16 protein-coding genes are annotated in these 25,262 nt (G+C 70.2%); 11 read left to right on the top strand and 5 right to left on the bottom strand.

The window, feature by feature from the left end; all coding sequences use genetic code 11:
• Positions 1-31: 31 nt before the first annotated feature.
• Together D3230_RS01745 and D3230_RS01740 are read left to right on the top strand one after the other, a co-directional pair.
• Complete coding sequence (locus D3230_RS01745; RefSeq protein WP_202343275.1) at positions 32-3,343, top strand: PD-(D/E)XK nuclease family protein; 3,312 nt, start codon at positions 32-34, stop codon at positions 3,341-3,343.
• A complete protein-coding gene (locus D3230_RS01740) occupies positions 3,340-6,876 on the top strand; it encodes an ATP-dependent DNA helicase (RefSeq protein WP_202343274.1) in 3,537 nt (1,178 codons plus the stop codon). Before D3230_RS01745 ends, D3230_RS01740 begins: the two co-directional genes overlap by 4 nt.
• Here D3230_RS01740 and D3230_RS01735 read toward each other — a convergent pair.
• Positions 6,850-7,875 (bottom strand): AraC-like ligand-binding domain-containing protein, encoded by a 1,026-nt coding sequence (locus tag D3230_RS01735; RefSeq protein ID WP_202343273.1) that lies wholly within the window; start codon positions 7,873-7,875, stop codon positions 6,850-6,852. The two genes, D3230_RS01740 and D3230_RS01735, sit on opposite strands and share 27 nt — an antisense overlap.
• A gap of 192 nt (positions 7,876-8,067) precedes the next feature.
• Positions 8,068-9,471: a phosphotransferase gene (locus D3230_RS01730; protein WP_202343272.1), complete on the bottom strand. Its 1,404-nt coding sequence runs from the start codon at positions 9,469-9,471 to the stop codon at positions 8,068-8,070.
• A gap of 132 nt (positions 9,472-9,603) precedes the next feature.
• Between D3230_RS01730 and nudC the strand changes: the two genes are divergently transcribed.
• Both nudC and D3230_RS01720 read left to right on the top strand, forming a co-directional pair.
• Entirely contained in the window at positions 9,604-10,569 is a 966-nt protein-coding gene (nudC, locus tag D3230_RS01725) for an NAD(+) diphosphatase (RefSeq protein WP_202343271.1), read from the top strand.
• Positions 10,559-12,238: a UvrD-helicase domain-containing protein gene (locus D3230_RS01720; protein WP_202343270.1), complete on the top strand. Its 1,680-nt coding sequence runs from the start codon at positions 10,559-10,561 to the stop codon at positions 12,236-12,238. Before nudC ends, D3230_RS01720 begins: the two co-directional genes overlap by 11 nt.
• A 42-nt stretch (positions 12,239-12,280) precedes the next feature.
• Here the strand turns inward: D3230_RS01720 and D3230_RS01715 are convergent, their stop codons facing one another.
• Both D3230_RS01715 and D3230_RS01710 read right to left on the bottom strand, forming a co-directional pair.
• Positions 12,281-13,111 (bottom strand): hypothetical protein, encoded by an 831-nt coding sequence (locus D3230_RS01715; protein ID WP_202343269.1) that lies wholly within the window; start codon positions 13,109-13,111, stop codon positions 12,281-12,283.
• Between the two features lie 115 nt (positions 13,112-13,226).
• On the bottom strand, positions 13,227-14,627 hold the full coding sequence (locus D3230_RS01710; RefSeq protein ID WP_202343268.1) for a zinc-dependent metalloprotease: 1,401 nt from the start codon (positions 14,625-14,627) through the stop codon (positions 13,227-13,229).
• Positions 14,628-14,764: 137 nt separating this feature from the next.
• Here D3230_RS01710 and D3230_RS16290 point away from each other — a divergent pair, with 137 nt between their 5' ends.
• Entirely contained in the window at positions 14,765-15,922 is a 1,158-nt protein-coding gene (locus D3230_RS16290) for a YlbL family protein (protein WP_337249043.1), read from the top strand.
• Positions 15,923-16,015: 93 nt separating this feature from the next.
• Entirely contained in the window at positions 16,016-19,042 is a 3,027-nt protein-coding gene (locus D3230_RS01700; protein WP_202343267.1) for a UPF0182 family protein, read from the top strand.
• Positions 19,043-19,206: 164 nt separating this feature from the next.
• Here the strand turns inward: D3230_RS01700 and D3230_RS01695 are convergent, their stop codons facing one another.
• Positions 19,207-20,334: an AAA family ATPase gene (locus D3230_RS01695; RefSeq protein WP_202343266.1), complete on the bottom strand. Its 1,128-nt coding sequence runs from the start codon at positions 20,332-20,334 to the stop codon at positions 19,207-19,209.
• Positions 20,335-20,429: 95 nt separating this feature from the next.
• On the opposite strand from D3230_RS01695, the gene D3230_RS01690 reads away from it, so the two are divergent.
• From D3230_RS01690 to D3230_RS01670, 5 genes are all read left to right on the top strand, one after another.
• A complete protein-coding gene (locus D3230_RS01690) occupies positions 20,430-21,254 on the top strand; it encodes a helix-turn-helix domain-containing protein (RefSeq protein WP_202343265.1) in 825 nt (274 codons plus the stop codon).
• 76 nt (positions 21,255-21,330) lie between these two features.
• Positions 21,331-22,314 carry an ABC transporter substrate-binding protein gene (locus tag D3230_RS01685; protein WP_202343264.1) on the top strand — a complete coding sequence of 328 codons (984 nt, stop codon included), beginning with the start codon at positions 21,331-21,333 and terminating at the stop codon, positions 22,312-22,314.
• A gap of 4 nt (positions 22,315-22,318) precedes the next feature.
• Positions 22,319-23,116 (top strand): siderophore-interacting protein, encoded by a 798-nt coding sequence (locus D3230_RS01680; protein WP_202343263.1) that lies wholly within the window; start codon positions 22,319-22,321, stop codon positions 23,114-23,116.
• Complete coding sequence (locus D3230_RS01675; RefSeq protein ID WP_202343262.1) at positions 23,116-24,165, top strand: iron chelate uptake ABC transporter family permease subunit; 1,050 nt, start codon at positions 23,116-23,118, stop codon at positions 24,163-24,165. Before D3230_RS01680 ends, D3230_RS01675 begins: the two co-directional genes overlap by 1 nt.
• Positions 24,162-25,220, top strand: a complete 1,059-nt coding sequence (locus D3230_RS01670; RefSeq protein ID WP_202343261.1) for an iron chelate uptake ABC transporter family permease subunit — start codon at positions 24,162-24,164, stop codon at positions 25,218-25,220. Before D3230_RS01675 ends, D3230_RS01670 begins: the two co-directional genes overlap by 4 nt.
• Positions 25,221-25,262: the final 42 nt, after the last annotated feature.

Below are 25,262 nucleotides of genomic sequence, written 5' to 3'. Positions count from 1 at the left end.
GAATGTCGGAGGTGCGCAATAGGCTTGCCGCATGATCTCCTTCGACCCGTCGCAGCTCCGGGCGCTTGCCCTGGATCCGACACGTCACGCGCGCGTGCTCGGGGCCCCGGGGACGGGGAAGACGACGGTGCTGTTGGAAGCGTGCACCCGGACCCTTGCGCTGCCGGAGTGGGGCGAGGATGACGTGCTGGTGCTCGCCCCGAATCGGCTCGTGGCCGCGGCGCTGCGGGCTGATGTGGAGCGTGGGGTGGGGCGCGCGTTTGGGGGGACCCCGGTGCGGACGGCAGCGTCGCTCGCGTTTGCGGTGCTGGCGCGCGCGGCCGCGCTGGAGGGCGCGGGCGCACCGCGGCTGCTCACGGGTACGGTGCAAGACGAGGCGATTGCGGAGGTGGTGACCGCCGGCGTCGCGGCGAGCGGGGCCGGCATCGCGGGTCTCCCACCCGAGGTGCTGCAGAGCCCCGCGTTCCGCGCCGAGCTGCGGGAGCTGTGGCGCGTGGCAGACGACTTCGGGATCGCTCCCGCGGCGCTCCGGAGTGAAGCTGCCGCGCTCGCGGCAGAGGCCGCCACGGAAGCGCACGCGCGGGTGCCGGATCCGGAACTGCTCGCGCGATGGAGCGACGGCTTCGGGCTGATCCAAGCGGTGGCCGATCGGCTTGCCGACGAGCGTCCCGATGAGTTGAGTTCGAGCGGTCTGCTGCGCGAGGCCGCAACCGCGGTGCGGCGTGTGGGCGCTGCGGGGGAAACGGCTCGGCTTGCGATCCCGCGCCTGATCCTGGTCGATGATGCGCAGGAGCTCGGCGAGGGCGAACTCGCCCTGCTTGCCGCGTGCGCGGAGAGCGGGAGCCGGATCTGGGTGTTCGGAGACCCGGACGTGGCGACCGGTGCGTTCCACGGTGAGCGCACCCTGGTGTTGGCTCGGCTCGACGAGGAGCTGGCGCGACGATCCGCCCCCGTGCCGCAGGGAACCCCCCGCGAACCGGCGCAGCTCGTGGTCTTGGAACGGGCGCACCGGCACGGTCCCGGGATGCGGGACGCGATCCGGAGCCTCGCCGCCCGCGTGGGGGCCGCTGGGGCCGGGGAGCAGCGCGCGGCGCTCCCGCGCGCAGCTGCGCCGGAGGATCCGGAAGCGCCGGTGCAGTTCGCGGTCGTCGGGTCCTCGGCAGAGCAGCTCGGCGCGATCGCGCACCGGCTGCGCGCCCGCAGGCTCGGTCTCGGCGCGGCAGCGCCCGTGTCCTGGGACGACATGGCAGTGCTGTGCCGCAGCCGGGGCGAGGCCGTTCGGGTGGCCCGGGTGCTCGCCGCGCACCAGGTTCCGACCGGGATCGCGGCGGGCGGCATCGTGCTCCGTGAGCACCAAGTGGTTCGCGAACTGATCCGCCTGCTCCAGCACGCCCTCGGCCTGCAGCCGCTCACGCCCGCGGAGCTGCTGCCCCTCGCGGGCGGTGTGATCGGTGGGCTCGACCCGGTTGCGCTGCGGCGGTTGCGCGGAGCGCTGTTGCTGCAGGAACGACGGGCCTCGCGCGCGGCGGGGCGGGAAGCGCGCAGCATCGAAGCGGTGGTCGCCGAGGCGTTTGCGGAACCGGGACCGCTGCCGATTGTGGACAGCGCGGGCGGGCGGGCGGTGCGCCGCCTGGGAATGCTTGCGGGGGCCGGCGTACGCGTGCACGAGGCCGGCGGCACCCCGCGCGAGGTGCTGTGGGCGCTGTGGGAGGGCACCAAGCTCGCGGCGAGTTGGCAGAATGATGCGCTCGATGGCCGGGGCGCACGCTCCGATGAGGCGCACCGCGCGCTCGATGCGGTTGTGGCGCTCTTCTTCGCGCTGCAGCGGCACGAAGAGCAAGACAGCGCGCAGCCCATCGCGGAGCTCCTCACCGACCTTCTGAGCAGCGCGGTACCGGAGGACTCGCTCGCGCAGCGCAGCCAGCGTGCCGCTGTGACGGTGACCACCCCGCAGGGCGCGCTCGGTCGCGAGTTCGCGGTCGTGGCCGTGGTGGGGCTCCAGGACGGTTCCTGGCCCAACCTGCGCGCCCGCGGTTCCCTGTTGGGGGCTGCCGCCCTCGAACGGTGGCTGCGTGGCGGCGAAGCCGTCGCCCCATCGCGAAAAGACACGATGCACGACGAACTGCGGCTGCTCGTGCACGCCTGCGCGCGGGCATCCCGGGAGCTCCTCGTGGTCGCCGTCGCCGACGAAGACCAGCACCCGAGCTCACTCTTCGGCCTCGGGCGGGAGTATCGACGCGACGAGCTGCCGAGCTCGCGGCTCACCCTGCGCGGGGTCACCGCGGCGATGCGACGGCGACTCGCCGCCGACCCGGATGACCGCGGGGCGCTCCGCGCGCTCCGCGAACTCGTGGGTGCGGGCGCCGCAGGCGCGGACCCGGACGAGTGGTACGGGGTGCTCCCGCCGAGCACCACGGCCCCGCTCGTGCCGCTCGAGGAGGACCCGGAAGCCACGGTGTCCGTGAGCCCATCCCAGCTGGACCAGGCAGAAAGCTGCCCGCTCGACTGGGTGATCGCGCGCCTGGGCGGCAGCGTCGGCAGCGTGCAAGCGAGTCTCGGAACGCTCGTGCACCATGCCTTCGAGACCGCCCAGCGCCCCGACGCCGACGAGATGCTCGCCGCCGTCATGACGGAGTGGCGCAAACTCGAATTCGACGCGGAGTGGGAGTCCGTGCGCGCCGAGCAGCGCGCTACGCAGATGACGGGCGGCCTCGCCGCCTACCTGCGGGAGTTTGCTGCCTCCGAACGACAGCTCATTGGGAAAGAGGCCGGATTCGCGGTGCCCATCGACCGGGCGGTGCTCCGGGGCATCGCCGACCGGCTCGAGCGCCGCGAGCTCGCCGACGGGACCGCCGAGGTCACGGTGCTCGACCTGAAGACCGGACGTTCCGCACCGAGCAAGGTCGCTGCGGAAACGCATGCCCAGCTCCGGGCCTACCAGCTCGGGGTGGTGCTCGGCGCCTTCGACCTCGCCGCGGCAGACGGCGCGAACGGGGCGGACGGTACGAACGGTACGAACGGTGCGGACGGCGCGAACGGTGGCGACGGTGCCGCGGCCCTAGAGCGCGCGGACGCGACGGCCGCGCACACGATCGAGACGCGCAGCGGCGGCGCGCGGCTGCTGTACGTACACCCCGACGCGACGGGCTCGGCCGAGTTCGTCGAGCGGGTGCAGCAACCCATCGACGCTGCGGCGATCCAGGAGATGGAGGAACGCGTGGCCAACATCGCGCGGGTCATGGCGGGCGGCGACTTCACCGCCCGCGTCGAGCACCACTGCTCGGACCCGCACCAACCGGGGAACTGCCGGCTCCACATCATTCCGGCGGTGAGTCACGGATGAGTGTCTTCACACCCGCACCGCAGCCGACCGATGCCGCCGGTGCCGCTCCGTTGTTTTCCGCGGTGCGCATCGCTGAGCTGCTCGCCGTGCCGCCCGCGACGCCGCTGACCCCCACCCCAGAGCAGGCCGCGGTGATCGAGCAACCGCTCGGCGGGAGCACGCTGGTCGTCGCTGGCGCCGGCAGCGGGAAAACCGAGACCATGGCGAACCGGGTGGTGTGGCTTGTCGCGAACGAGTTCGTCGCGCCGGATCAGGTGCTCGGCCTGACCTTTACACGGAAGGCCGCAGGAGAGCTCCGGGAACGGATCACCGGGCGGCTCGCGACCTTTGTCGAGCGGCTGAGCGACGCGGCCGAACGCGGGGCGCTCACCGAGGATGAGTGGGCCGCATCGGAGCGTCTGACCGCACTCCTCGGCGACGGCCTCGACATCCCGGACGTGAGCACGTACAACTCCTTCGCCGCGGGCGTGCTGCAAGAGTTCGGGATCGCGGCCGGAGTCGCGCCGGGTGCCGCCGTGATCGACGAGGCCACGGCCTGGCGGCTGGCCCGGGACGTGGTGATCCGCAGTGCGGATCCTGAGCTCCGTACGAGCGAACTCCAGACGCCCGCGCTGATTCGGCACATCCTGAACCTCGACCACGCGGTTGCGGACAATCTCACCTCGCTCGACCGGGTGGAGCAGATCGTCGCGGAGTTCGCGCGCGTGCTGCAACTGCCGTACTCCGAGAAGGAGCTTGGCGGCACGCCGAGTGGCAAGGACTACGCCCCGGTTCGAGACGCCGTTGCCGCGCTCGCGGAGACGCCCATGATCAGTCGGCTCGCACGCGAGTATGCCGCCGAGAAAGAAGAGCGCGGGCTGATCGAGTTCCCCGACCAGTTGGCGCTCGCAACGCGTGCGCTGGAGGCGTCACCCGACGCGATCGCGACGCTGCGCCGCCGGCACCGCGCGGTGCTTCTCGACGAGGTGCAGGACACCTCGGTGGGGCAGACCCGATTCCTTGCGCTCATCTTCGCGGGGGCAGCGGTCATGGCGGTTGGTGATCCGCACCAGTCGATCTACGGTTGGCGCGGCGCCTCCGCGGAGGGCCTGCGCTCCTTCCACCAGGACTTCGCCCCACGCCGGGGTGGGGTCGACGACCGCGCTGGGGCCGACGACCGCGCTGGGTCCGGTACGCTCACGCTCTCCACGAGCTGGCGCAACCCGGGGCTGGTGCTCGACGCGGCGAACGCGATCGCGGCACCCCTCGCCGCGGCCTCCGCGATCGACGTCCCACGACTGGCACCGCGCCCCGGTGCCGGGGCCGGGTCGGTCGAGTGGGCATTCCCCGAGACCATCCACGAGGAGCGGCACGCCGTCGCCGAGTGGATGCGCGACGCGCGCGAGGCGCACCGTGTCGCTCACGGGGAGCTCCCGACGGCCGCGGTGATCTTCCGGACCCGACGGCACATGGCCCCGTTCTCCGCCGCCCTCACCGAACTGGGGGTGCCGAACCGCATCATCGGCCTCGGCGGTCTGCTCTCCACCCCGGAAGTCACCGACATCGTGTGCGTGTTGCGCTGCCTGTGGTACGCGGACGCCGGGGGTGACCTCATCCGGATCCTCGCGGGTCCCCGGTTCCGAATCGGCGTTGCCGATCTCGCCGGGCTCCGCGACACAGCACGCTGGTTCGGCGATCGGGACGTGACCCAGCAGCCCCTGAGCCCCGAGGACCGCGCCGACGACGAAGTGCTGCCGGATCCGGACCGGAGCTTCACCCTGCTCGACGCGCTCGACCAGATCGCCGGCATGCGGGATCTCGATCACGGTGCGCTGCGCGGCATCAGTGCGCCCGGGCGCGAGCGGCTGCGCGAGGCCGGGCGGATGCTCGCGGCCCTGCGAGAGGGCGTGGGCGGCGATATCGGCGAACTGATCGGTGCGACCGTGCAGGCGCTGCGCCTCGACCTCGAACTCGACGCGAACGAGGCGCGCGAACACGCGGGGACCTCGGCCGCACACGCCAACATCGACTTGTTCACCGACCTCGTCGATGCGTACCTCGCGGTTGATGCCCGGGGTACCCTCGCGTCCGTGTTGGAATGGATCGAGCGAGCCACCGAGTCCGACGAGTCCGCGGAGCACGTCGCCGCCCCCGTGCCCGGGACAGTGCACCTCATCACCGCGCACGGCTCCAAAGGGCTCGAATGGGATCTGGTCGCCGTGCCCCGGCTCGTCGCGGGGGAGTTCCCCGGCACGGCCCGGAGCGGTGCCGGGTGGCTGCGCACGGGGGAACTGCCCGACGAGCTCCGCGGAGACGTCGCGGCGCGACCCCAGCTGAACTGGCGCATCGCGGAAACGCAGAAGGAACTGCGCGACCGGATCTCGGAGTACAAGACCGAGTTGCGGGAACGGCACGCGGACGAGGAACGCCGCCTCGCCTACGTGGCGATCACCCGATCCGCCGATCGGCTCCTGCTCAGCGGGTCCTTCTGGGGCGGGCAGACGCGAGCGCGCGTCCCCTCCGCGTTCCTGCAGGAGCTCGCCGAGGCCGGCATCGTCGAGGGGCTCCCAGTGGAGAGCGCGCACGAGGCCGACCCGAGCGCGCTCGACGAGATCACCGCGCAGTGGCCGCTGCACCCGCTCGGCGGCCGAGAACCGGCCGTGCTCGCGGCAGCCGCGGCGCTCCGCACCGAACTCGCCGCGGACCCAGAGGCGCGCAGCACCTCCGACGAACCGCTCGACGAGACGGTCGAACTGCTTCTCGCCGAGCGACGGGCAGCGAGCTCCGCGAGCTCTGCCGTGGGAGATGCCCCGGCCGCACCGCTCGCGCCGGACGCGGGACTTCCCGAGCGGATCACGGCCTCCACATTCCACGAGTTCGTCGAGGATCCGGTGCGGGCCGAACGGCTTCGTCTCCGACCGCTCCCGCAGCGCCCCTACCGGCGCACCCGCGTCGGGAACCGATTCCACGAATGGGTCGAGCGCCGGGCGACCACCGCGGTCGGGCAGGCACTGCCCCTCGCGGGGCTCGATGAACTGGCCTTCGCCCGTGGGAGCTTCGGCGAGCTCAGCGCACATGAATCGGACGGCGGCGACACCTCCGAGAGCCCCGAGCCGCAGCACGATGTGGAAGCGGAGCTGCAGCCGCTGATCGAGCAATTCGAGCGTTCCCGGTGGGCGATGCTCGAACCGCTCGCCGTGGAGCTTGAAGTGTCGCTCCCGTTCGCGGGGCGCACGCTGGTCTGCAAACTCGACGCGGTCTATCGGCAGACCGCCGATCGCGGCGGTGCCGACCGGGTGGAGATCGTGGACTGGAAATCGGGTCGCCCGCCGCGCACCGACGCGGAGCGCGAGTCCCGGTTCTTCCAGCTCGATCTCTACCGCCATGCGTACGCGCTGTGGTCCGGACGCGATCCCGAGCTCATCGACGTCTCGCTGTTCTACGTCGCCGACGGCATGGAACTCCGGAGCGGGAGCCCGCGCAGCCTCGCGGAGCTCGAGGAGATCTGGCTGGCGGCCGCGGGTCGATTAGCTGGCGGCGCCGCCGAAGAGTGACCGGGGTACCGGGGCCGAGGCGGCGTCGCCGCCGAGCCGTGCGCGGCGCCGGTACCCGCCCGGCGTCTCGCCGAATGTGGCCTTGAAGAGGCGGGTGAAATGTGGGGGCCGGGTGAACCCGAAACGCGCGGCGATCGTGGCGACCGACTGATGGTCCTGCAACGGGCTGGCGAGCTCCTGGCGGCACAGCTCCAAGCGCCGCCCGCGGATCCACTCGGCCACGCCTACCCCATACTCAGCACTGAAATACTTGTGCAGTGTGCGCACAGCCACGAAGTGCGCGGCGGCCACCTGATCCGGGCTGAGCTCGGGGTCCGCGATGTGATCGTGGATGAAACCGACCGCCCGGCCAACGAGATGTTCCTCTCGGCTGGCCTCGGCCGGCTCTGGCGCTGCGTGCCCCAGCTCCGCATGCACCAGCGTGGAAATGAGGTCCACGGTGTTGTGGGCGAGCCGCAACGCGCTCGTCGCGGGGATCGTCGCGAGCGCGCCGACGAGCTGGGTGAGAAACGGCAGCACCATCCCCGCAATCGGGCCGGTGCCCGCGATCCGGGTCGCCACGAGCTCCCGGGACTGCGCGGAGGGGAGCGTCAGCAGGCGCTGAGGAAACACCAGAATGGCGTTCCGGAACTGATCGTCCAGGCTCAGCGAATACGCGCGGTGGCTGTCGTAAAACGCGAGATCACCGGCCTGGAGGGTGGCCTCCCGGCCGTCCTGACGGATCACTCCCACCCCGGCAAGCTGCAGGTGGAGCATGAAGTTGCGTTGCGGTGAGCGATTCGCGAGGGCCTGCGGGCGCTCCACCTCGTGCTGCAACGCGCGGACATCGAACGCTTCGATGTCGCCGAGGCGCCTGCCGCGAATCACGCCGTGGAACCGCTGCGGTCGGTTCGATCCCACGGTCAGGGGAGCGAAGCGATCAGACACCAGTCGCGAAAAACGCTCGATCTCGTGAGTGGCAACGCGCTCCATCGCTGACGCGCCTGGCTTGACCTCCACGGCGAGGCACCTCCTTCACAGCAGACCCCCGCACGGGCGGGAAGCTCCGGTCGTGAGGACCGTGCTCGCGACTCTAGCAAGCGGGAGGCCGATCCGGCGGCGTTTTTCCCGGGCCTGTGATGCGCGGCACGGAGTGTGCCGCGATGGTCAAGCCCGGAGCGCTCCCGCACAACTCGGGCGGCAGTCGGCCAGTTAGCGGTTGCGGCCGCCCGGCAGCTCGTCGTCCGTGTACGGCTGGGTGAGCTGCTCGTCTTCATCATCCGCGAACGCGCGGGGCTCCGCGGGGGATGCCGACTGCGCCGGGTTCGTGGGTTCCGGGTCGCTGGGTACCGGCTCAGACCGGGGAGACGCGCCCCGCGCTGCGGCGGGATCCACGAAGTCGAAATCGGGCACGATTCCGGTGTCCGCACCGAGCGCGGCAAACTCCGCGAGCTCTTCCTCGGTAACCGGCTCGGGCACCGTGCCGGTGTTCGGGGTCGTGCCCGCCTCGGCCGCCGCGTGTGCGTCGGGCTCCTCGGCGGCGGGGAGCCGCTCGACGAAGTCCGTCTCGGCGCCAAACATGCGATCCTCGTCGAGGGCTTCCACCGCTGCGGTGTCCGATACGTGGGTGGACACCTCCGGAGTTTCGTCGAGGAGCGCGGCGACCTCGGACTCCCCGAGCGGAGTGCGTGCGTGTGTCGACGCGTAGGCGATGCTGAGCACCCCGCCCGCGCCGACCATGCGGTCCATCATGGCGACGGCGTCGTCGATGACGGTCTGATCATGGAGTTCGGTGCCGTGCAGGAGCCACTTCGCAACCTCGAGCTCGTGGTAGAGCGCGGCGCGAGTGCGGAGGTGCGGGAGCGAACCGGCGTTGCGCAGGCCGATGTACCGAGCCAGCACCGCGTCGAGCACGTCGCTGCCCGGGGCGAGAAGCCAGGCGAGGTCCGCCGCGGGATCGCCGACCGAAAGCTCAGACCAGCCGATGACTCCGCTGATGCGATCACCGTCGAGGCGGAAGCGGTCCGCGTCAATGGAGCCGTGCACGGTGGTGGGGGCGAAGTCCCAGAGTTCAGCCGCCTCGACGGTCCGCTGCCAGCGCTGCAGCACGGTCTCTGGGATCAGCCGCGTTGCCTCGGCCCGGTCAATGGTGCGGGTCGCGGCGAGGCGCAGATCTTGCGCGGTGGAGACGGGGAGGCCGCCGTTGTGCGCCACGCTCAGGGGGAGCTCGTGGATCGCCGCGATGGCCTCGGCCAGGGGCTGGAGCAGGATCGCGTCGTCGCTGAGATCGTCGGCCACGAACTGCGCGCCGTCGACGTGTGTGGAGACCACGGCGCGAGTCTCGCCGGCCCGGGTCATGCCCAGGGTCTCGGGGACCACAAACGGCAGCCGACCGCGGGGTCCTGCCGTCAGGGCGGCGAGTCCCAGGATTGTCGCCGACTGCTGCACCTCGGCGGCCTGGGTGCGTGGCACACGAACGAGCAGCTCTGCGTCATCGGTCACGATGACGGCCTCCGCGTAGCTCGGATCCTCGTCGTGTTCGCGCACTCCGAACACTGCGAGGCCCGGCACCGCCGAGGTTGCGAGCGCGGCTAGAGTGAAAGGGATGCTGGCCATGTACATCAGGGTATGCAGGCGCGGCGCGCGGATGGTCACGCCACGCGCACCTCGGTGCACACTCACGGCCGGCAGTGGCCCCCGGCGAGTGCACCCCGCGGGCACCGACACACGACAACACAGGGAGCACACATGAACGAGGACCGACCGCCGCTCGCGAGCGGCGCGCTGGATCGCGACGCCGCCGCCCGGGCCACGCCGGAGCTGCTCGCGGCGGCGTGGCGCGAGCCCGCGGCGCGCGTGCTCCGGATGCGCGGGGTCGAGATTCCGATCATCGACGGTGCCCCGGAGGGGGCCTCCGCCGGGAACACGACTGGCCTCGCACGCCTGGCCCTGCACCCGACCGAGGGCGAGGCGCCAACGCCCGGCACCGCGCACGCCCCCGGGGCGGTGTATCTCGGACGGATGGCCGGGGCGCCGATGTTCGCGATCGACGAGCCCGTGCCGGATCATGCCGCCGTGGATCCCGCTCCGGACGGGGAACGGTGGGTCCACCCCTTTTTGGCGGCCGAGCAGCTGCCGGAGACCGAGCGGGAGCTGCTGGCCGTCGGCTCCGCGCTCCTGCGCTGGCACGAGTCGGCGGGGTTCTCACCGCGCGACGGTCAGCCCACCGACGTGATCCAGGGCGGTTGGGCGCGGCGAGATGCGCGCGGTGCCGAGCTGTTCCCGCGCACCGATCCGGCGGTGATCGTGCTGATCGAACACGAGGATCGCGTGCTGCTCGGGTCGAATGCGCTGTGGGAGGCGGGACGCTTCTCACTGCTCGCGGGGTTCGTGGAGGCGGGGGAATCGCTCGAGCAGACCGTTGAGCGGGAGGTGTTCGAGGAGGCCGGTGTGCGGCTGGAGCAGATCACCTACGTCACCTCGCAGCCGTGGCCCTTCCCGCGCTCGCTGATGCTCGGATTCCGAGCGCGGCTCGCGGCCGGGTCGGATCCCGCGGATCTCACCCCCGACCCCGAGGAAATCTCTGAGTTGCGATGGTTCACGCGCGAGCAGCTGCGCACGCCGGAACCCGGGATCACGCTGCCCGGCCCCGTGTCGATCGCGCGCTGGCTGATCGACCGGTGGGTGGCGGAGGGCGACACGGGTGGCCACTGACGCGGAAGCGGTGCTGGAGGGGCTCGACCCCGAACAGCGTCAGATTGCGGAGCACCTCCGGGGACCGATCTCCGTGCTGGCGGGTGCGGGGACGGGGAAGACCCGGGCGATCACGCACCGCATCGCATACGGCGTGCGCTCCGGGGTGTACGCCCCCGAGCGGGTGCTCGCGGTGACGTTTACGCGGAAGGCTGCGGGGGAACTGCAGGGCCGGCTTCGCGGGCTCGGCGCGGACGGCGTCCGCGCACAGACGTTCCACGGGGCCGCACTCGCTCAGCTTGGACACTTCTGGCCCGATGTGATCGGAGGCACCGCGCCCCAGATCCTGTCCGGCAAGGTCGCGGCGCTCTCACAGACCGTGGAGGCCGCGGGCCTGCGGCTGGGAGGCGAAGCGCTGCGTGATCTGGCGGCCGAGATCGAGTGGCGCAAAACCTCGATGCTCAGCATCGACCGCTATGCGGAGCGGGTCGAGGAACGCCCGATCCCGACCGGGCTGAGCGCTGAACAACTGATCGACCTGCACGGCCGATACGCCGCGCTGCTGGAGGAGCGGCGGCAGATCGACTTTGAGGACGTGCTGGTCCTGTTGACCGGCATGCTCGAGAGCGAGCCGCGCGTCGCACTGCAGGTGCGTGAGCGGTACCGGTTCTTCACCGTGGACGAGTACCAGGACGTGTCGCCCCTGCAACACGCGCTGCTGCGCGTGTGGCTCGGGGACCGTGATGATCTCTGTGTGGTGGGCGACGCGAGCCAGACCATCTATTCCTTCGCGGGCGCATCCAGCTCGTACTTGCTGCGCTTCGGCGTGGAGCACCCGAACGCGCGCCAGGTGCGACTCGAACGCAACTATCGTTCCGTCGAGCCCGTGGTGCGGCTCGCGAACCGGCTCATGCGCGACCGGCCGGGTGCCCTGACCCTTTCGGCAATGCGCGAGTCGCCCACCCCCGCCGCGCCAACCTTCGAGTGGTTTGCGAGCGAGCACGATGAGGCGGCGGCGGTGGCCGGATCGATCGCCGCGGCGATTCACGCCGGGACCCCCGCCTCCGAGATCGCCGTGTTGTACCGGACCAACGCGCAGTCGGCGCGGTTCGAGGAGGCGCTCCGGCAGCGCGGTATCGGTGTGCGCGTGCACGGCGCGCAGAGATTCTTCGAGCGCGCCGATGTGCGCCAGGCGGTCATGCTGATCCGCGGCGAGGCGAAGGTGGCGGATGATCGTCCCCTGTTCCAGATCGTCAGCGATGCGCTTCGCGCGGGCGGCTGGACGGCGAAGATTCCAGAAGGGCCCGCTGAGCGCGAGAAATGGGAGGCGCTCAGCGCGCTCCTCTCGCTCGTGGACGAGATGCCACCCGGCGCCGGGATTCGCGAATTCAGTGAGGAACTGCTGGCGCGTCAGCGCACCCAACACGAGCCCACCCTCGACGCGGTGACGCTGAGCGCCGTGCACGCGGCGAAGGGCCTCGAATGGACGCTCGTGCACGTTGCGGGGCTGAGCGAGGGGCAGTTCCCCATTGTGCACGCCGTCGACGAGGCGAGTATTGACGAGGAACGACGGCTCGCCTACGTGGCGTTCACCCGCGCCAGGGACACCCTGCGGCTCTCCGGGGTGGGGGGCGTGGGCCGCGCGGCCAGGCACCCCTCACGGTTCGTCGGGGAGGCTGGGCTGATCTAGAAACGCCCCCGCATGAGGGTCTCGCGGGCCCGCCGGACCGGGCTATCCGAGGGCACCGCACGCGCACTCCGGGTGCGGGGAAACGGGCACGCTTCGCGGCGGTCCGGCGACCCGGCCCCGCGCAATCGGGTACACGAGGCGTTCGCCCAGATCCGCGCTCGGTGCTGTGGCAGGCTCTGAGACGCCAGCCGTGCGCCAGGCCTCGATCGCCGTTGCTGCCGCGACGCCCGCGACGGCCCCCACGAGTGAGGTCTCACTCGCCGGGCGTGCACCGATGAGTTGCGCGGCGAGGACCGGAAGCCCGGGGTCGCGTTCGATCGCCTGGAGCGACGCGCACGTGTGACAGGGCCGTCCAGGCGGGATCACCAGGGGGCCCACGGAGAGCCTGGTGTCGGAGAACCTCAGGAGGAGGTGCGGCAGATCCGCGCGGAGCCACCGCTGCGCACGTTCGAGGGGTTCGAGGAACCGTTCGACGTGGAGCACCACGTCACAGCTCCCGACGCTGTCCGCCTCGACGCAGGTGCCCGCCGCCGTGAGGGCCGGTGCGAGCCCGGGCACCGGGCGGGCGTCATCGCTGAGGAATACGCGGGGCCGGGGGACCGCAGCCGGACCCGGTGCCGGGTCGATGCCGGGCGCGAGCGCCGGGGCGATGGCGGCCAGGAGCGCGCGTGCCTCGCGCGGCGTGGCACCGGCCGCGCGGGTCTGCCCGGGAAGGTCTTCGGAGCGCACGCCGGTGCGGAACCGGCCCAGCAGCCGCTGCTGGCCGGGCGAGGGGTCGCGAATCCGGGCGACCGCGCGCTCGAAGCCGAGGCGTAGCGTGTCGGGGTCTTCCCACCCGAGCGGGAGGTCGCGGCGGATCCGGAGCAGAGTCATGCCACACAGTGTGGATGCTCCGCGCCGAAGGAATCGCGCTGTCCACAGCACTCAGCGGTACATCCGGGATTCCCGGCCCCACGCGGCCCTGTGCACGACAGGCGCGCGCCCGGACTTACTCCTTCGGCGGGGTGGTGCCGTCGGCCCCGCCCGAGTGCGGCGGCAGCTCACCATCGAGGAGCTGGGCCAGGGCGGCGTCGAAATCGTCGGCGGCCGGATCCGGCGCCGCCTCGGTGAGCCCGAGGCGGGCAAGCAACAGCGAGGGATCGTCCAGCTCTTCCGAAGACGGCAGTAGATCCGGGTGCGCCCACAGGCCATCGCGCATCGGGACGTCGCCCTGCTCCGCGACGAGACGCCAGAGCGCCGCGGCCTCCCGCAGCCGGCGGGGACGCAGTTCCAAGCCAGCCAGCGCGGCGAACGCGTGCTCGGCGGGACCGCCCGTCGCGCGGCGACGACGCACCATTTCCGCGATCGCCTCGGCACCCGGGATACGCTTCGCCGCGTCGGCGGTGACCACATCCACCCACCCCTCGATGAGGGCAAGGATCGTTTCGAGCCGCGCGTGCGCGGCCTCCTGCGCCTCGGTCTTCGGGGGGATCAGCGCGCCGCTCGTGATGAGCTCCTGGATCTGCTCGGGGTGCGCCGGGTCGATGTCGTGCGCCAGCTCCTCGATGCGATCCGTGTTGATGTGGATACCCCGCGAGTAGTCCGTAATCGCGGAGAGCAGGTGAAGCCGCAGCCACTTCGCGTGACGGAACAGCCGAGCGTGGGCGAGCTCCCGCACGGCGAGGTACAGCGTGACCGCCTCGGGATCCTGGTCGAGGCCCTCGGCGAAGGCGGCAACGCCGCCCGGCAGGAGCGCCCCGCCCTCGCGGCCGGGGCCGGACAACAGCGGGATTCCCACGTCACCCGCGGAGACCACCTCGCCGGAAAGCTTGCCGACGATGGTGCCCAGTTGCACCGCGAACAGTGCACCGCCGACGCTGCGCAGCATCGGCGCGGCCCCCTGCAGCGCGGAACTCAGCTCCTCCGGCATTTGCGTCTGGAGCGCGTGCATGAGCGCGCCCGTGATCGATTCGGCGACGGGCTCTGCGAGTCCCACCCAGGTGTCGACGGACTGCTGCACCCACTCGATCCGGCTCAGCGTGCGCGGCGCGTCCGGAGTCGCTCCGAGCTCGGTGACCTCGTCGAGCCAGAGCGTCGCAACGGGGAACGCGCGCATCGCGGGTGCCGGATCCGCGGCGGGGCCGCTGCCGCTCGCAACCTCGATTGCGGTGCGCCGAGTCGCCGACCAGTCGATCTGCTCCGAGGGGTTCTGCATGGCACCCTGCAGGGTGGCGAACAGGCCCTGGAGCGTTTGCGGATCGACGGGAATGCCCGCGGCCTTGGCAAACTGCTCGGGATCGAGCGCCGCCCCGCCACCACCACCGGACAGCATCTCCCCGAGGATCCGCTGCAGTTCCTCGAAATCGTTCCGGCTCTGGTCGTCGGAGCCGTCGTGGTCGTTCGCGCTCATGGCTGCTCCCTCGGTAATTGACGTGATTCCACGCTACGGCACGGTGCCCAGTTCTGCCTGCTAGATTGACGGGCGCCCGGCGATTTCCATTGCGCCGAGTGCGAACAGACGCAGGGAACGGGACGCTGGGGAGTGCAGTGAGCGACGACGAATCGGGCGGCCAGCAAGGCCGGGCCCCGCGAGACTTCGCGGGCTCTGGCGTGTTTGGCCCACTCTGGCGGGAGCGCCGTCGTTCCCGCCGGTCACTCGTGGTGGCGGGGCTCGCCAGCGCGCTGCTCCTGGCCGCGGTCATCCCGTCGCCGTACACCATCGAGCGGCCGGGTCCGGTCGTGAACACGCTCGGTGAGGTGCAGATCGAGGGGGAGACCCAGCCCGTGATCTCCCTGCCGGGAACGGAGACCTACCCGACGACAGGGGAGCTCAACCTGCTGACGGTGTCGCTGGTGGGCAGTCCGGAGCATCCGGTGTCCTGGCTGTCGCTCGTTCCGGCGGTCATCGATCCCACGCAGCGAATTCAGCCGCGCTCCATGTTCTTCCCTGAGGGCAGCACGCTGGAGGATCGCGAAGCGCAGGGCACCGTCCAGATGCAGTCCTCGCAGGCGCAGGCCGCGGCGGCGGCGTTTCGGGAACTCGGGCATGAGGTGCCCGTCGAACTGACGGTCGCGGCGGTCTCCGAGGGCGGCCCGGCGGAGGGAGTGCTGCGCGACGGGGATGTGCTCACGGCGATCGGTGACACGCCGATCACTGATTTCGCCGATCTCCGCGCAGCGATTGTCGCTGCCGGTGCGGACAGCGAGCTCGCGCTCGCCATTGAGCGCGACGGCGACGCGCGGGAGGTCACACTGACCCCGCAGATCCCGGAGGGGGGCGGCGATCCACTGATCGGGGCGGTGATCGCAACGAGCTTCGAACTGCCCATGGAGGTCGATATCTCCCTCGCGGAGATCGGCGGGCCGAGCGCCGGCATGATCTTCGCGCTCGCGATCATCGACCAGCTCACCCCGGGAGCAATGCTGGGGGATCTGACGGTGAGTGGGACCGGCACGGTGACGGACGCCGGCGTGGTGGGCCCGATCGGGGGACTCGAGCAGAAGCTGTGGGCTGCGGCGCGCGCCGACAGCGACGTGTTCCTCATGCCCGTGGCGAACTGCGGGGATCTCCCGAAGCGGCAGCCGTCGGGGATCGAGGTCGTGCCCGTGGAAACGCTGGACGAGGCGCTGGCAGCGATCGAGGCGGCGGCCGCTGGAACTCCTGTCCAGGGAATCGAGCGGTGTGAGGTCGGCCCCGCCCAGTGAACCCGGAGGATTGTCAGCGCGGACCGATAGGCTGAGAGGCGGAACCCGCCCGGCAGCAGCCGGTGTCACACCGACAGGAAAGTACTCAGAGACGTGACCGACCAGAACGCAGAAGCTCAGGCCGCCCGTCAGCGCCGCATGTCCCCGCTCGCCGCCACAATCGTGTTGGTGGTGATCCTGATCCTTGGCTTCCTCGCAGTCGCTGCGGTGACGGCGGAGGTGCTGTGGTATCGGCAGACCGGCTATCTCCCGGTATTGACGACCCAGTGGATCGCGGCGGCGGTGATGTTTGTCATCGGTTTCCTCGGGATGGCGGTCCCGCTGTTCTTCGCGATCGACATCGCCTACCGGAAACGCCCGGTGTATGCCCGGCTGACCGCGCAGCTCGACCGGTACCAGGAGCTTTTCGAGCCGCTGCGGCGCCTCGTGAAGTGGGGCCTGCCCGCGGTGATCGGCCTGTTCGCCGGTGTGACCGCCGCGGCCCAGTGGCAGAGCATCCTGCTCTGGCTGAACAGCTCACCAACGGGAGAGAAGGACCCGCAGTTCGGCTTCGACGTCTCGTTCTTCCTGTTTGATCTCCCGGTATTCCAGGGCGCCGTCGGTTTTGCGTCCGCGGTCGCCCTGATCTCGCTGATTGCCGGCGTGGCCACGAGCTACCTGTACGGGGGGATCGCGTTCTCGGGTCGCGACGTGCGCGTCTCGAAGGCGACGCGGATCCAGGCCGCTGTGCTCGCCACGGTGTACCTGCTGCTCCAGGCCGTGAGCCTCTGGCTCGACCAGTACCGCGCGCTCACGAGCAGCGCGGGGCTCCGCACCGGTGCCATGTTCCAGGACGTGCACGCGGTGATTCCGGGCAAGCAGATCCTCGCGGGCATCGCGATCATCGTCGCAATCCTGTTCCTCGTCACCGCCTTCACCGGCAAGTGGCGGCTTCCCGTGGTGGGCACCGCGCTGTTCCTCGTCTCCAGCATCGTGCTCGGCGTCGGCTACCCGTGGGCGATCCAGCAGTTCCAGGTGCGCCCCGATGAGAAGAGCCTGGAGTCCGAATACATTCAGCGCAACATCGACGCGACCCGGGTGGCCTACGGCTTGGACGACGTCGAGGTCGAGCGCTACGACGCCGTGACCGACGCGGAGCCCGGTGCGCTCCGCGACGACGCGCTGGCGACCGCGAACATCCGCATCATCGACCCCGAGGTCGTATCGCCGACCTTCTCGCAGCTCGAGCAGATCCGGCAGTACTACCAGTTCCCGACCTCGCTGAGCGTTGACCGCTACGAGATCGACGGCCAGGTCGAAGACACCGTGAGTGCGGTGCGCGACATCAACATCGAGGATCAGACCGGCTGGTACAACCGGACGCTCGTGTACACGCACGGCTACGGTCTCGTCGCCGCTTTCGGCAACCAGCGCTCGCCCGGCGGCGAGCCCGTGTTCCTCGAGAACGGCATCCCGACGAGCGGCAAGCTCGGCGAGTTCGAGCCCCGCGTCTACTTCGGTCAGAACTCGCCCGAGTACTCGATCGTGGGCGGCGAGCGGAAGAAGTCGATCGAGCTGGACTTCCCGGCCGACGGCGAGAGTAGCGCCGAGGCCACCGCCGAGGACCCGCAGCCCGCCGACCCCGAGGTCGAGGCCGAGGTCGAGGCCGAGGCGCCTGCTGAGGAGCCCGCCGAGGAAGCGCCGAGCGCCGAGGAGGAGACGGAGTCCGGGCGCCAGAACATGACGACGTTCAAGGGCGACGGTGGCCCGGAGCTCAACAACATCTTCACGAAGCTGATCTACGCCCTGAAGTTCCAGGACATGGAGGTGCTGCTCTCGGGCGCCGTGGTCGATGGTTCGCAGATCTTGTATGACCGCGACCCCGTCGAGCGTGTCCAGAAGGTCGCGCCGTACCTGACCCTCGACAAGGCCCCGTACGCCTCCGTGGTGGACGGCCGTATCGTGTGGATCGTCGACGGCTACACCACCTCGGCGGACTACCCGTACTCCGAGGTCAAGGACATGAACGAGCTCACGGTCGATTCGGCGAACAAGACGCGTGACCCGATGCCGAAGCCCGTCAACTACATCCGGAACTCGGTGAAGGCCACCGTCGACGCCTACGACGGCAAGGTATCGCTGTACGCGTGGGACACCGAAGACCCGCTGCTCCAGTCCTGGGGCAAGATCTTCCCGGACACGCTGAAGCCGGTCTCGGAGATGAGCGGTGGCCTGCTGAGCCACGTGCGCTACCCGAGCGACCTGTTTAAGGTGCAGCGTTCGGTGCTCGGCGAATACCACGTGACCGATCCTGACGCGTTCTACTCGGCAGAGGATCGCTGGCGCACGCCGAACGACCCGGTGGCAAGCGCCGCCGCGGACGCCCAGAAGCTCGCCCAGCCGCCGTACTACCTGACGCTCGCCGCGGGTGCTGACGCCGACCCGAACTTCTCGATCTACTCGACCTACATCCCGGACGCGCGCGGGGAAGGACAGCGAGACATCCTCACCGGATACCTCGCCGCCAACTCGAACGCCGGATCGAAGGACGGGACGATCTCGGAGGACTACGGCACGCTGAAACTGCTGACGCTGCCGAAGAGCAACTCGATCCCCGGCCCCGGCCAGGTGCAGAACAGCTTCACGACCGACTCGAAGGTGTCGAACCTGCTGAACATCCTGCGCCAGGGCGAGAGTAAGGTCATCAGCGGAAACCTGCTGACGCTCCCGGTCGGTGGCGGTCTGCTCTACGTGCAGCCCGTGTATGTCCAGGCCTCCTCGGGAACGAGCTTCCCGATCCTGCAGAAGGTGCTCGTCTCCTTCGGTGACGACATCGCCTTCGAGGACACCCTCGACGCTGCACTCGACGAACTCTTCGGGGGCAGCTCGGGCGCAAACGCTGGGGATGGCGGGGTGCCGGTCACGCCGGGGGATGGGGCGACGCCGCCCTCCGATGAAGATACGGGCACGAGCGGTGGCAGCTCCGGCGGATCGAGCGATTCGATGGACGCCGTGCTGCAGGAGATGCAGCAGGCCATCAAGGACCGCGACGCGGCCATGAAGGCGGGCGACTGGACGGCCTACGGTGAGGCCGACGAGAAGCTGCGCGACGCGCTCGAGAACGCGCTGCAGGGGAGTTAAGGTGCCGGGCACGGGCGGCGCAACGCCGCCCGTGCCCGCGCAGCACGAGCTGACCACTTCCCCTCAGGACGACCCCGTCATTGCAGGATTTCCTGTGATGACGGGGTCGTTTCGTGCGTTGAGGGTCGTTTCGGGTGCGCGTGCGACGGGTCGAGCGCGTCTGGTTACCGCTTCGGCCAGCTCCAGTGCGGACCCTCGAACCGGAGCTGGCCGCGCACGGAGGTGGCGCCGGCCGTTTTCTCCAGCTCGATCAGCCGAGCCTCGGGCGCGAGCGCGCGAACGAGGGGTTCGGCGTGGGTCACAACGATCACCTGCGTGTGCTGCGCGGCATCTGCGATGAGCGTGGCGAGCGCGGGGAGCAAGCTGGGATGCAGGCTGCCCTCAGGCTCGTTCAAGACGAGGAGCTCGGGCGGGCGCGGGCTGAGGAGCGCGGTCGCGAGCAGGAGAAACCGGAGGGTGCCATCGGAGAGTTCCGCGGCGCTCACACGGCGTTCGAGGCCAGGCTGTGTGAGGCAGACCTGTGCGACACCGTGATGGTCGCCATCGAGGACGACCTGTGACCCCGCGAAAGCGTCGGCGACCGCACGCTGCAGGCGGTCGCCGTCGCCGACGCCCAGTACGGTGGCGACTGCGCCGGTGAAGTTCGCCCCCGAGGGGTCGAGCACCGGAGTGAAACTCACCGGTCCCGCGCGCCGGGCCGGCGCGTCCGCATCGGTGCGGAGGTGATCGATGAAGCGCCACCGCCGCGCCGACTCCCGCAGCGCGAAGAGCTCCGGGGTCTCGGCGGGGGAGGAGAGCGTCGCGAGCATGGACTCGGCCTCCCGAACCCGCCAATCGCTGAGTGCGAGTACACCGCCGGAATCGCGGAGTCGTACCGCAAGCGAGCGCCGCTCGGCGAGGAGTGCCGCGGGACGCAGGACCGGGCCGTGCCAGACGGCCTCGGTCTTGACCTCGGGGTCGAGGAGTCGTGCCGTTCCCGGGATAGTGAACGCCGGGAGCTGGGGCAGTCCCAGATCGATCGCGTAGGAGAAGTCATCGGTGGCGAAGCCGAGTCGCAGCGCCACAGGCCGTGACGCATCCCGCTTGCCCGCGTAGAGCGCGCTGTGCATCCCGCCCTCCGCGGCGAGCGAGCCGAGCGCCCCGTCGCGCACGATATCGGAGAGGAGGCGGAGCGCACGATACACATTCGACTTTCCGCTCCCGTTCGCCCCGGTCACAACGGTGAGCTGGCCGAGCTCGAGCGTGACCTCCTGCAGCGAGCGGTAGTTCTCGATGGCGAGGGTGCGGATCATGCACCCCACTGTAGTGCGGGGAGTGCGTGAGCCGAATCAGGATTGAGTGCTCGCCGCGACCCGCGTGGTCGCGCCCGGATCGCTACGCTGGTCTGATGATGTCCGCCCCGGTGACCCCCGCCGCACAGCGTCGCATTCGGGGGTTCTTGCTCACCACGGTGAGCCACACGACGCACACCATGCGGCCTTGGGCGTCCGAGATGCATCGGCAGGACGAACTCGTGTGGTCGACGGTCGGTGTGATGCGGGTGCACGCCGGCGACGCGGTGTGGACGGTGCCGCAGCAGCGGGCGGTATGGGTGCCGGCCGGCGTGCCGCACACGATCGAGGTGTCCGCGGACACGATCCTGCAGGCCACATTCGTGGCACCGGGTGCCGCGCCCCACTTGCCTCCGGTGCCGACCGCGGTCGAGCTTCTGCCCGCCATTCGAGAGCTCCTGCTCCTGAACGCGAGCACTCCGTTGCCGCGCGAATCGCGGCTGCGGCTCCAGGAACTGGTGCTCGATCTCCTCAGGCCGAGCCCCGCGCCGCACGTCGACCTGCGGATGCCGATGAGTCCTCGGTTGTCGCGTATCGCTGAGCGCATTGTCGCGGCGCCGGCCGCCGCCGACACCACCGCGGAGTGGGCCGCGCGTGCGGGGACGAGCCCGCGAGAGCTCTCCCGGGCGTTCGCCGCGGAGACCGGCCTTAGCCTGACGCAATGGCGGATCCGAGCGCGGGTGCGCGCGTCGATTGTGCTGCTGGGCTCGGGGCACACGGTCGCCGCGACGGCTCGGCGTGTGGGCTACGCCAACCCGAGCACGTTCATCGAGCACTTCCGTGCGGTCATGGGGAGCACCCCTGCGGCTCACTTCGCGGAACGGCCGGTGCGGGAATCGACGCCCGAGCGCGTGGCGAAAAGCAGTACGAGTGGGACATAATGCGGCACACGACTCCGCTAATCTGATGAAAGTAAGGCGCACCTAAGCCACATCTCATCAACCCGAAAGGGGTACTGTGCAGTCCTCCCGTCTTGTTTTTCGGCCGCACCGGCACCGGGCGATTCGCTACGCCGGGGCCCTTGTCGCTGTCCTGCTGGTGGGAACCGGGCTGTCCGCCTGCGCACCCTCGACGGCCGGCCCGCAGCCCGGAGAGACCCGGATCGTGGCCGACGCGCTCGGCGAGGCCGAAATCCCCGTCGATCCGCAACGCATTGTCGCGACCGACTTCTTCTCGTCGAGTGTGCTCGTCGACGTGGGTGTCACCCCGGTGGGCGTCATGCAGGGAATTGAAGAGCCGGGCAGCCGTCCGGAACGCTACATTGACGCCCTCGCGGGGGTCGAGCAGGTCAGTACCTACGCCGAGATCAACGTCGAGAAGGTGCTCGATCTCGACCCTGACCTGATCATCGTGGACGCCGCATTCCCCGAACCGGAGACGCTCGATCGCCTCGCCGCGATCGCCCCGCTGTTCCATGTCGACCTCACCGGATCGTGGTCCGAGCGCGCGCTCAGCATCGCCGATGCCGCGAACGAGCGGGAGCAGGCCGAGACGCAACAGCGGCAGTACGAGGAACGTGCCGCCGAGATCAGTGCGGAGTACCGGGAACTCCTCGACGCGCAGCCCCTCGCGATCGTGTCGCTGAATACGAACGACGCGACCTGGGCCAGTTACGCTCCGGGCGGCTGGCCAACGCCGAGTTGGGTGGACATCGACGCCACGTTCCGCACTCCGACGGACGGAGAGGCGAAGACGAGCGACGAGTGGGCGTGGATCTCGGACGAGCAGTTGGAGAAGCTCGACAACGCCGGGTTTATTGTGGTGCTCGAACCCGATCAGCTGCAGCGACTCACGGGGAACCGTGTCTGGGAGTCGCTCCCAGCGGTGCGGACCGGCAATGTGTTCTCCGGCTTCGACGCCCCCGCCACGTCGTCGTTCCTCTGGGGGCTGGACTCACTCGACGCCATCACGTCGGTGCTCGACCAGGTTACGGAGGGCTGAGCCGATGGCGATTCCTTGCGCGCCCGCCCGGGTCGTCGCCACACGGCGCGTCACCCCGAACATGCTGCGGATCCGATTCGAGGCTGACGGAGATTGGCGCTGGCCAGTGCACGGGCGCGGAGACGAGCGGGTGGACATCGCGTTGCCGGCACCCGGGGAGACCCGCGCTGCCATTGAAGTGTTCAACCTCCCCGAGTACGGGCGCGGCTGGACCGGGGAGGAACCGCCCTGGCGGCACTATACGGTCCGGAGCGTTCACGAGGGCGGTCGGTTCCTCGATATCGACTTTGTCGTGCATGACGGCGGGCTTGCCTCGGCGTGGGCGGAGCGGGCCGAACCCGGGCACGTGATCGGGATCTTTGGTGCCGGAACGCGTGACGAACCGTCCTCGTACTACGCGGCCCCCGCGGACGCCGACTTCCAACTCCTGGTTGCGGACGCGACCGGAGTACCCGGGCTCGGTCGGATCATCGAGCAATTGCCGGCGGGGGCGCGGGCGCTGGCCATCGCGGAGGTGCCCAGCGAGGCCGATATTCAGGAGTTCGAGACGCGGGGCGACGTCGAGCTGATCTGGAAGGTGGGCACCGGCAACGGGTATCGCCCCAGCGCCCTTGCCGCGGAGGTGGCGCGGGTGACGGACCCCGGGGTGCCCTGGTATGCCTGGGTGGCATGCGAGGCCGCGACCAGTCGCTCGATCCGGCGCGATCTGCGAAGCCGCCTCGGGCTTGCGCGTGATCGGCACCATGCCATTGGCTACTGGACGCAGGACCGTACCGGCAATATGTCTGCCGACGTCGGCTGATGCTTGCGCGGAGTGCCGCCCCCGGCACCCCGCCCCGTCGACTCCTCGCTCGTACCCGCAGACGGCGCATCGTCTGGCTGATTGCCGCGCTCGTCGCCCTGCTGCTTGCATGTGCGGTGAGCGTGGCGCTCGGGGCCAAGCCGATTCCGCCGGAGGTGGTCACGGACGCGCTGTGGGGTGGGCGTGACGACAGCGATGCGTTTATCGTGCGCGAGACCCGGCTGCCGCGCATGTTCCTCGGCGTCGTCGTGGGGATCGCGTTGGGGGTGTCCGGCGCGCTGATTCAGGCGTTTACCCGGAACCCACTCGCCGACCCGGGCATCCTGGGAGTAAACGCCGGCGCTGCCTTCGCGGTCACGCTCGCCGTAGCCTTCTGGGGTGTCACATCAGTCAGTGGGTACGTCTGGTTCGCGTTCCTGGGAGCCGGGGTGGTGACCGTCATCGTGTACGCGCTCGGCAGCGTCGGGCGGGGGAGCGTCTCCCCGGTACAGCTCACCATCGTTGGCGTTGCCGTCGCTGCGCTCCTCGGCGGAATCACGTCCGGCATCACGCTGCTGCACCCCAGAGCATTCGACCAGATGCGTGACTGGGGTGCGGGCACGCTCTCGGGACGTGGGTGGGAGATCGTTGGTGGCGTGACGCCCTGGATTCTCGCGGCAACAGTGCTTGCGCTTGCGCTCGCCCCCGCGCTCAACATTGTTGCTCTGGGTGATGCGCTTGCCGGATCTTTGGGCGCGCGGATCTTCCGGACGCGCGTGCTCGTGATCGTGGCCGTCACGGTGCTCGCCGGTGCCGCCACCGCGGCGGCGGGTCCGATTGGCTTTGTTGGGCTCATGGTGCCCCATATCTGTCGCTGGTTCGTGGGTCCGGATCAGCGGTGGATCCTCGGGTTCACGGTGGTGGTGGCACCGTTGCTGGTGACCGTGGCCGACGTGGTTGGGCGCGTGATCATCGCACCGCAGGAACTGCAGCTCGGGATTGTTACCGCCCTGATCGGTGCCCCCGTGCTCGTGGCGCTTGCGCGCCGAACGAAGGTGAGTGGACTGTGAGCGAGACACCGCGGTCAGTCGTGTTCCGTGCACCGGGAATCACGATCCGTCGCCCGTCGCTGGCTCTCCGGTTCAGTCGCCGTGCCGCACTGGTGACCGGGAGCGCCCTCATCGCTACGGTCGTCACCTCGCTCGTCGCGCTGGCCTGGGGTGACGTATTCGTCCCGCTGGGCGACGTGGTGCAGGCGCTCTTCGGCGGCGGCACCCCGAGGGCTCGGCTTGTCGTGCTGGAGTGGCGGCTCCCGCGGGTGGCCCTCGCCGTGCTTGTGGGGGCATGCCTCGCGGTGAGCGGGGCGATTTTCCAGTCGCTCACCCGAAATCCGCTGGGTTCTCCGGACATAATCGGGTTCTCAACCGGGGCGTATACGGGCGCGCTCCTCACGATCGTCCTCACCGGAGGCGGGTACTTGCTCACGGCCGCGGGGTCGCTGGGGGGAGGGCTCGCCACGGCCGCGGTCGTGTACGTCCTCGCCTATCGCCGTGGCGTGCAGGGCTTTCGGCTGATCATCGTCGGGATCGGTGTGTCTGCGACACTCGCGTCCGTCAACACGCTCGTGATCATCCGTGCGGACCTTGACGTGGCGCTCCGAGCGGCGGTCTGGGGTGCGGGCACGCTTGCCGGGAGTAGCTGGGGGCAGCTGGTGCCGGTCGCGCTCCTCACCGCGGTCCTGCTCCCACTCGCGGTGGCGAGCGGCCCCGTGCTCCGGCAATTGGAGCTCGGGGATGATGCCGCTCGTGCAACCGGGGTTCCCGCTGAGCACGCGCGACTGTTCCTCATGGTGCTGGGCGTAGCGCTCACCGCGCTCGCGACCGCCGCGGCCGGGCCCATCGCGTTCGTCGCGCTCGTGGCACCGCAGATTGCTCGGCGGCTCACTCGCGCCGCCGGACCTGCGCTCGGTGCCTCCGCCGTGTTCGGTGCGCTGCTGCTCGTGGTCGCGGACTTCGCCGCACAGCGTCTGTTCGCCCCGACGCCGCTGCCCGTGGGGATCATGACCGTCTCGATCGGCGGCGGGTACTTCATTTGGCTGTTCGTGCGCGAAACCAAGAACGGGTGAGCTGGGGCACCGCACCCTCGACACACAACAACGGCCCCTGAT

The organism is Leucobacter chromiireducens subsp. solipictus (genome assembly GCF_016758195.1).
Classification (GTDB): Bacteria; Actinomycetota; Actinomycetes; order Actinomycetales; family Microbacteriaceae; genus Leucobacter; species Leucobacter solipictus.
This window is presented reverse-complemented; position numbering and strand designations above follow the sequence as displayed.

Excerpts from the sequence above, each read along its gene's own strand:
- D3230_RS01740 (WP_202343274.1), top strand. The coding sequence starts at position 3,340 with ATGAGTGTCTTCACACCCGCACCGCAGCCGACCGATGCCGCCGGTGCC.
- D3230_RS01690 (WP_202343265.1), top strand. The coding sequence starts at position 20,430 with ATGATGTCCGCCCCGGTGACCCCCGCCGCACAGCGTCGCATTCGGGGG.
- D3230_RS01680 (WP_202343263.1), top strand. The coding sequence starts at position 22,319 with ATGGCGATTCCTTGCGCGCCCGCCCGGGTCGTCGCCACACGGCGCGTC.
- D3230_RS01730 (WP_202343272.1), bottom strand. The coding sequence starts at position 9,471 with ATGGCCAGCATCCCTTTCACTCTAGCCGCGCTCGCAACCTCGGCGGTG.
- D3230_RS01745 (WP_202343275.1), top strand. The coding sequence starts at position 32 with ATGATCTCCTTCGACCCGTCGCAGCTCCGGGCGCTTGCCCTGGATCCG.
- D3230_RS01675 (WP_202343262.1), top strand. The coding sequence starts at position 23,116 with ATGCTTGCGCGGAGTGCCGCCCCCGGCACCCCGCCCCGTCGACTCCTC.
- D3230_RS01715 (WP_202343269.1), bottom strand. The coding sequence starts at position 13,111 with ATGACTCTGCTCCGGATCCGCCGCGACCTCCCGCTCGGGTGGGAAGAC.
- nudC (WP_202343271.1), top strand. The coding sequence starts at position 9,604 with ATGAACGAGGACCGACCGCCGCTCGCGAGCGGCGCGCTGGATCGCGAC.
- D3230_RS01695 (WP_202343266.1), bottom strand. The coding sequence starts at position 20,334 with ATGATCCGCACCCTCGCCATCGAGAACTACCGCTCGCTGCAGGAGGTC.
- D3230_RS01710 (WP_202343268.1), bottom strand. The coding sequence starts at position 14,627 with ATGAGCGCGAACGACCACGACGGCTCCGACGACCAGAGCCGGAACGAT.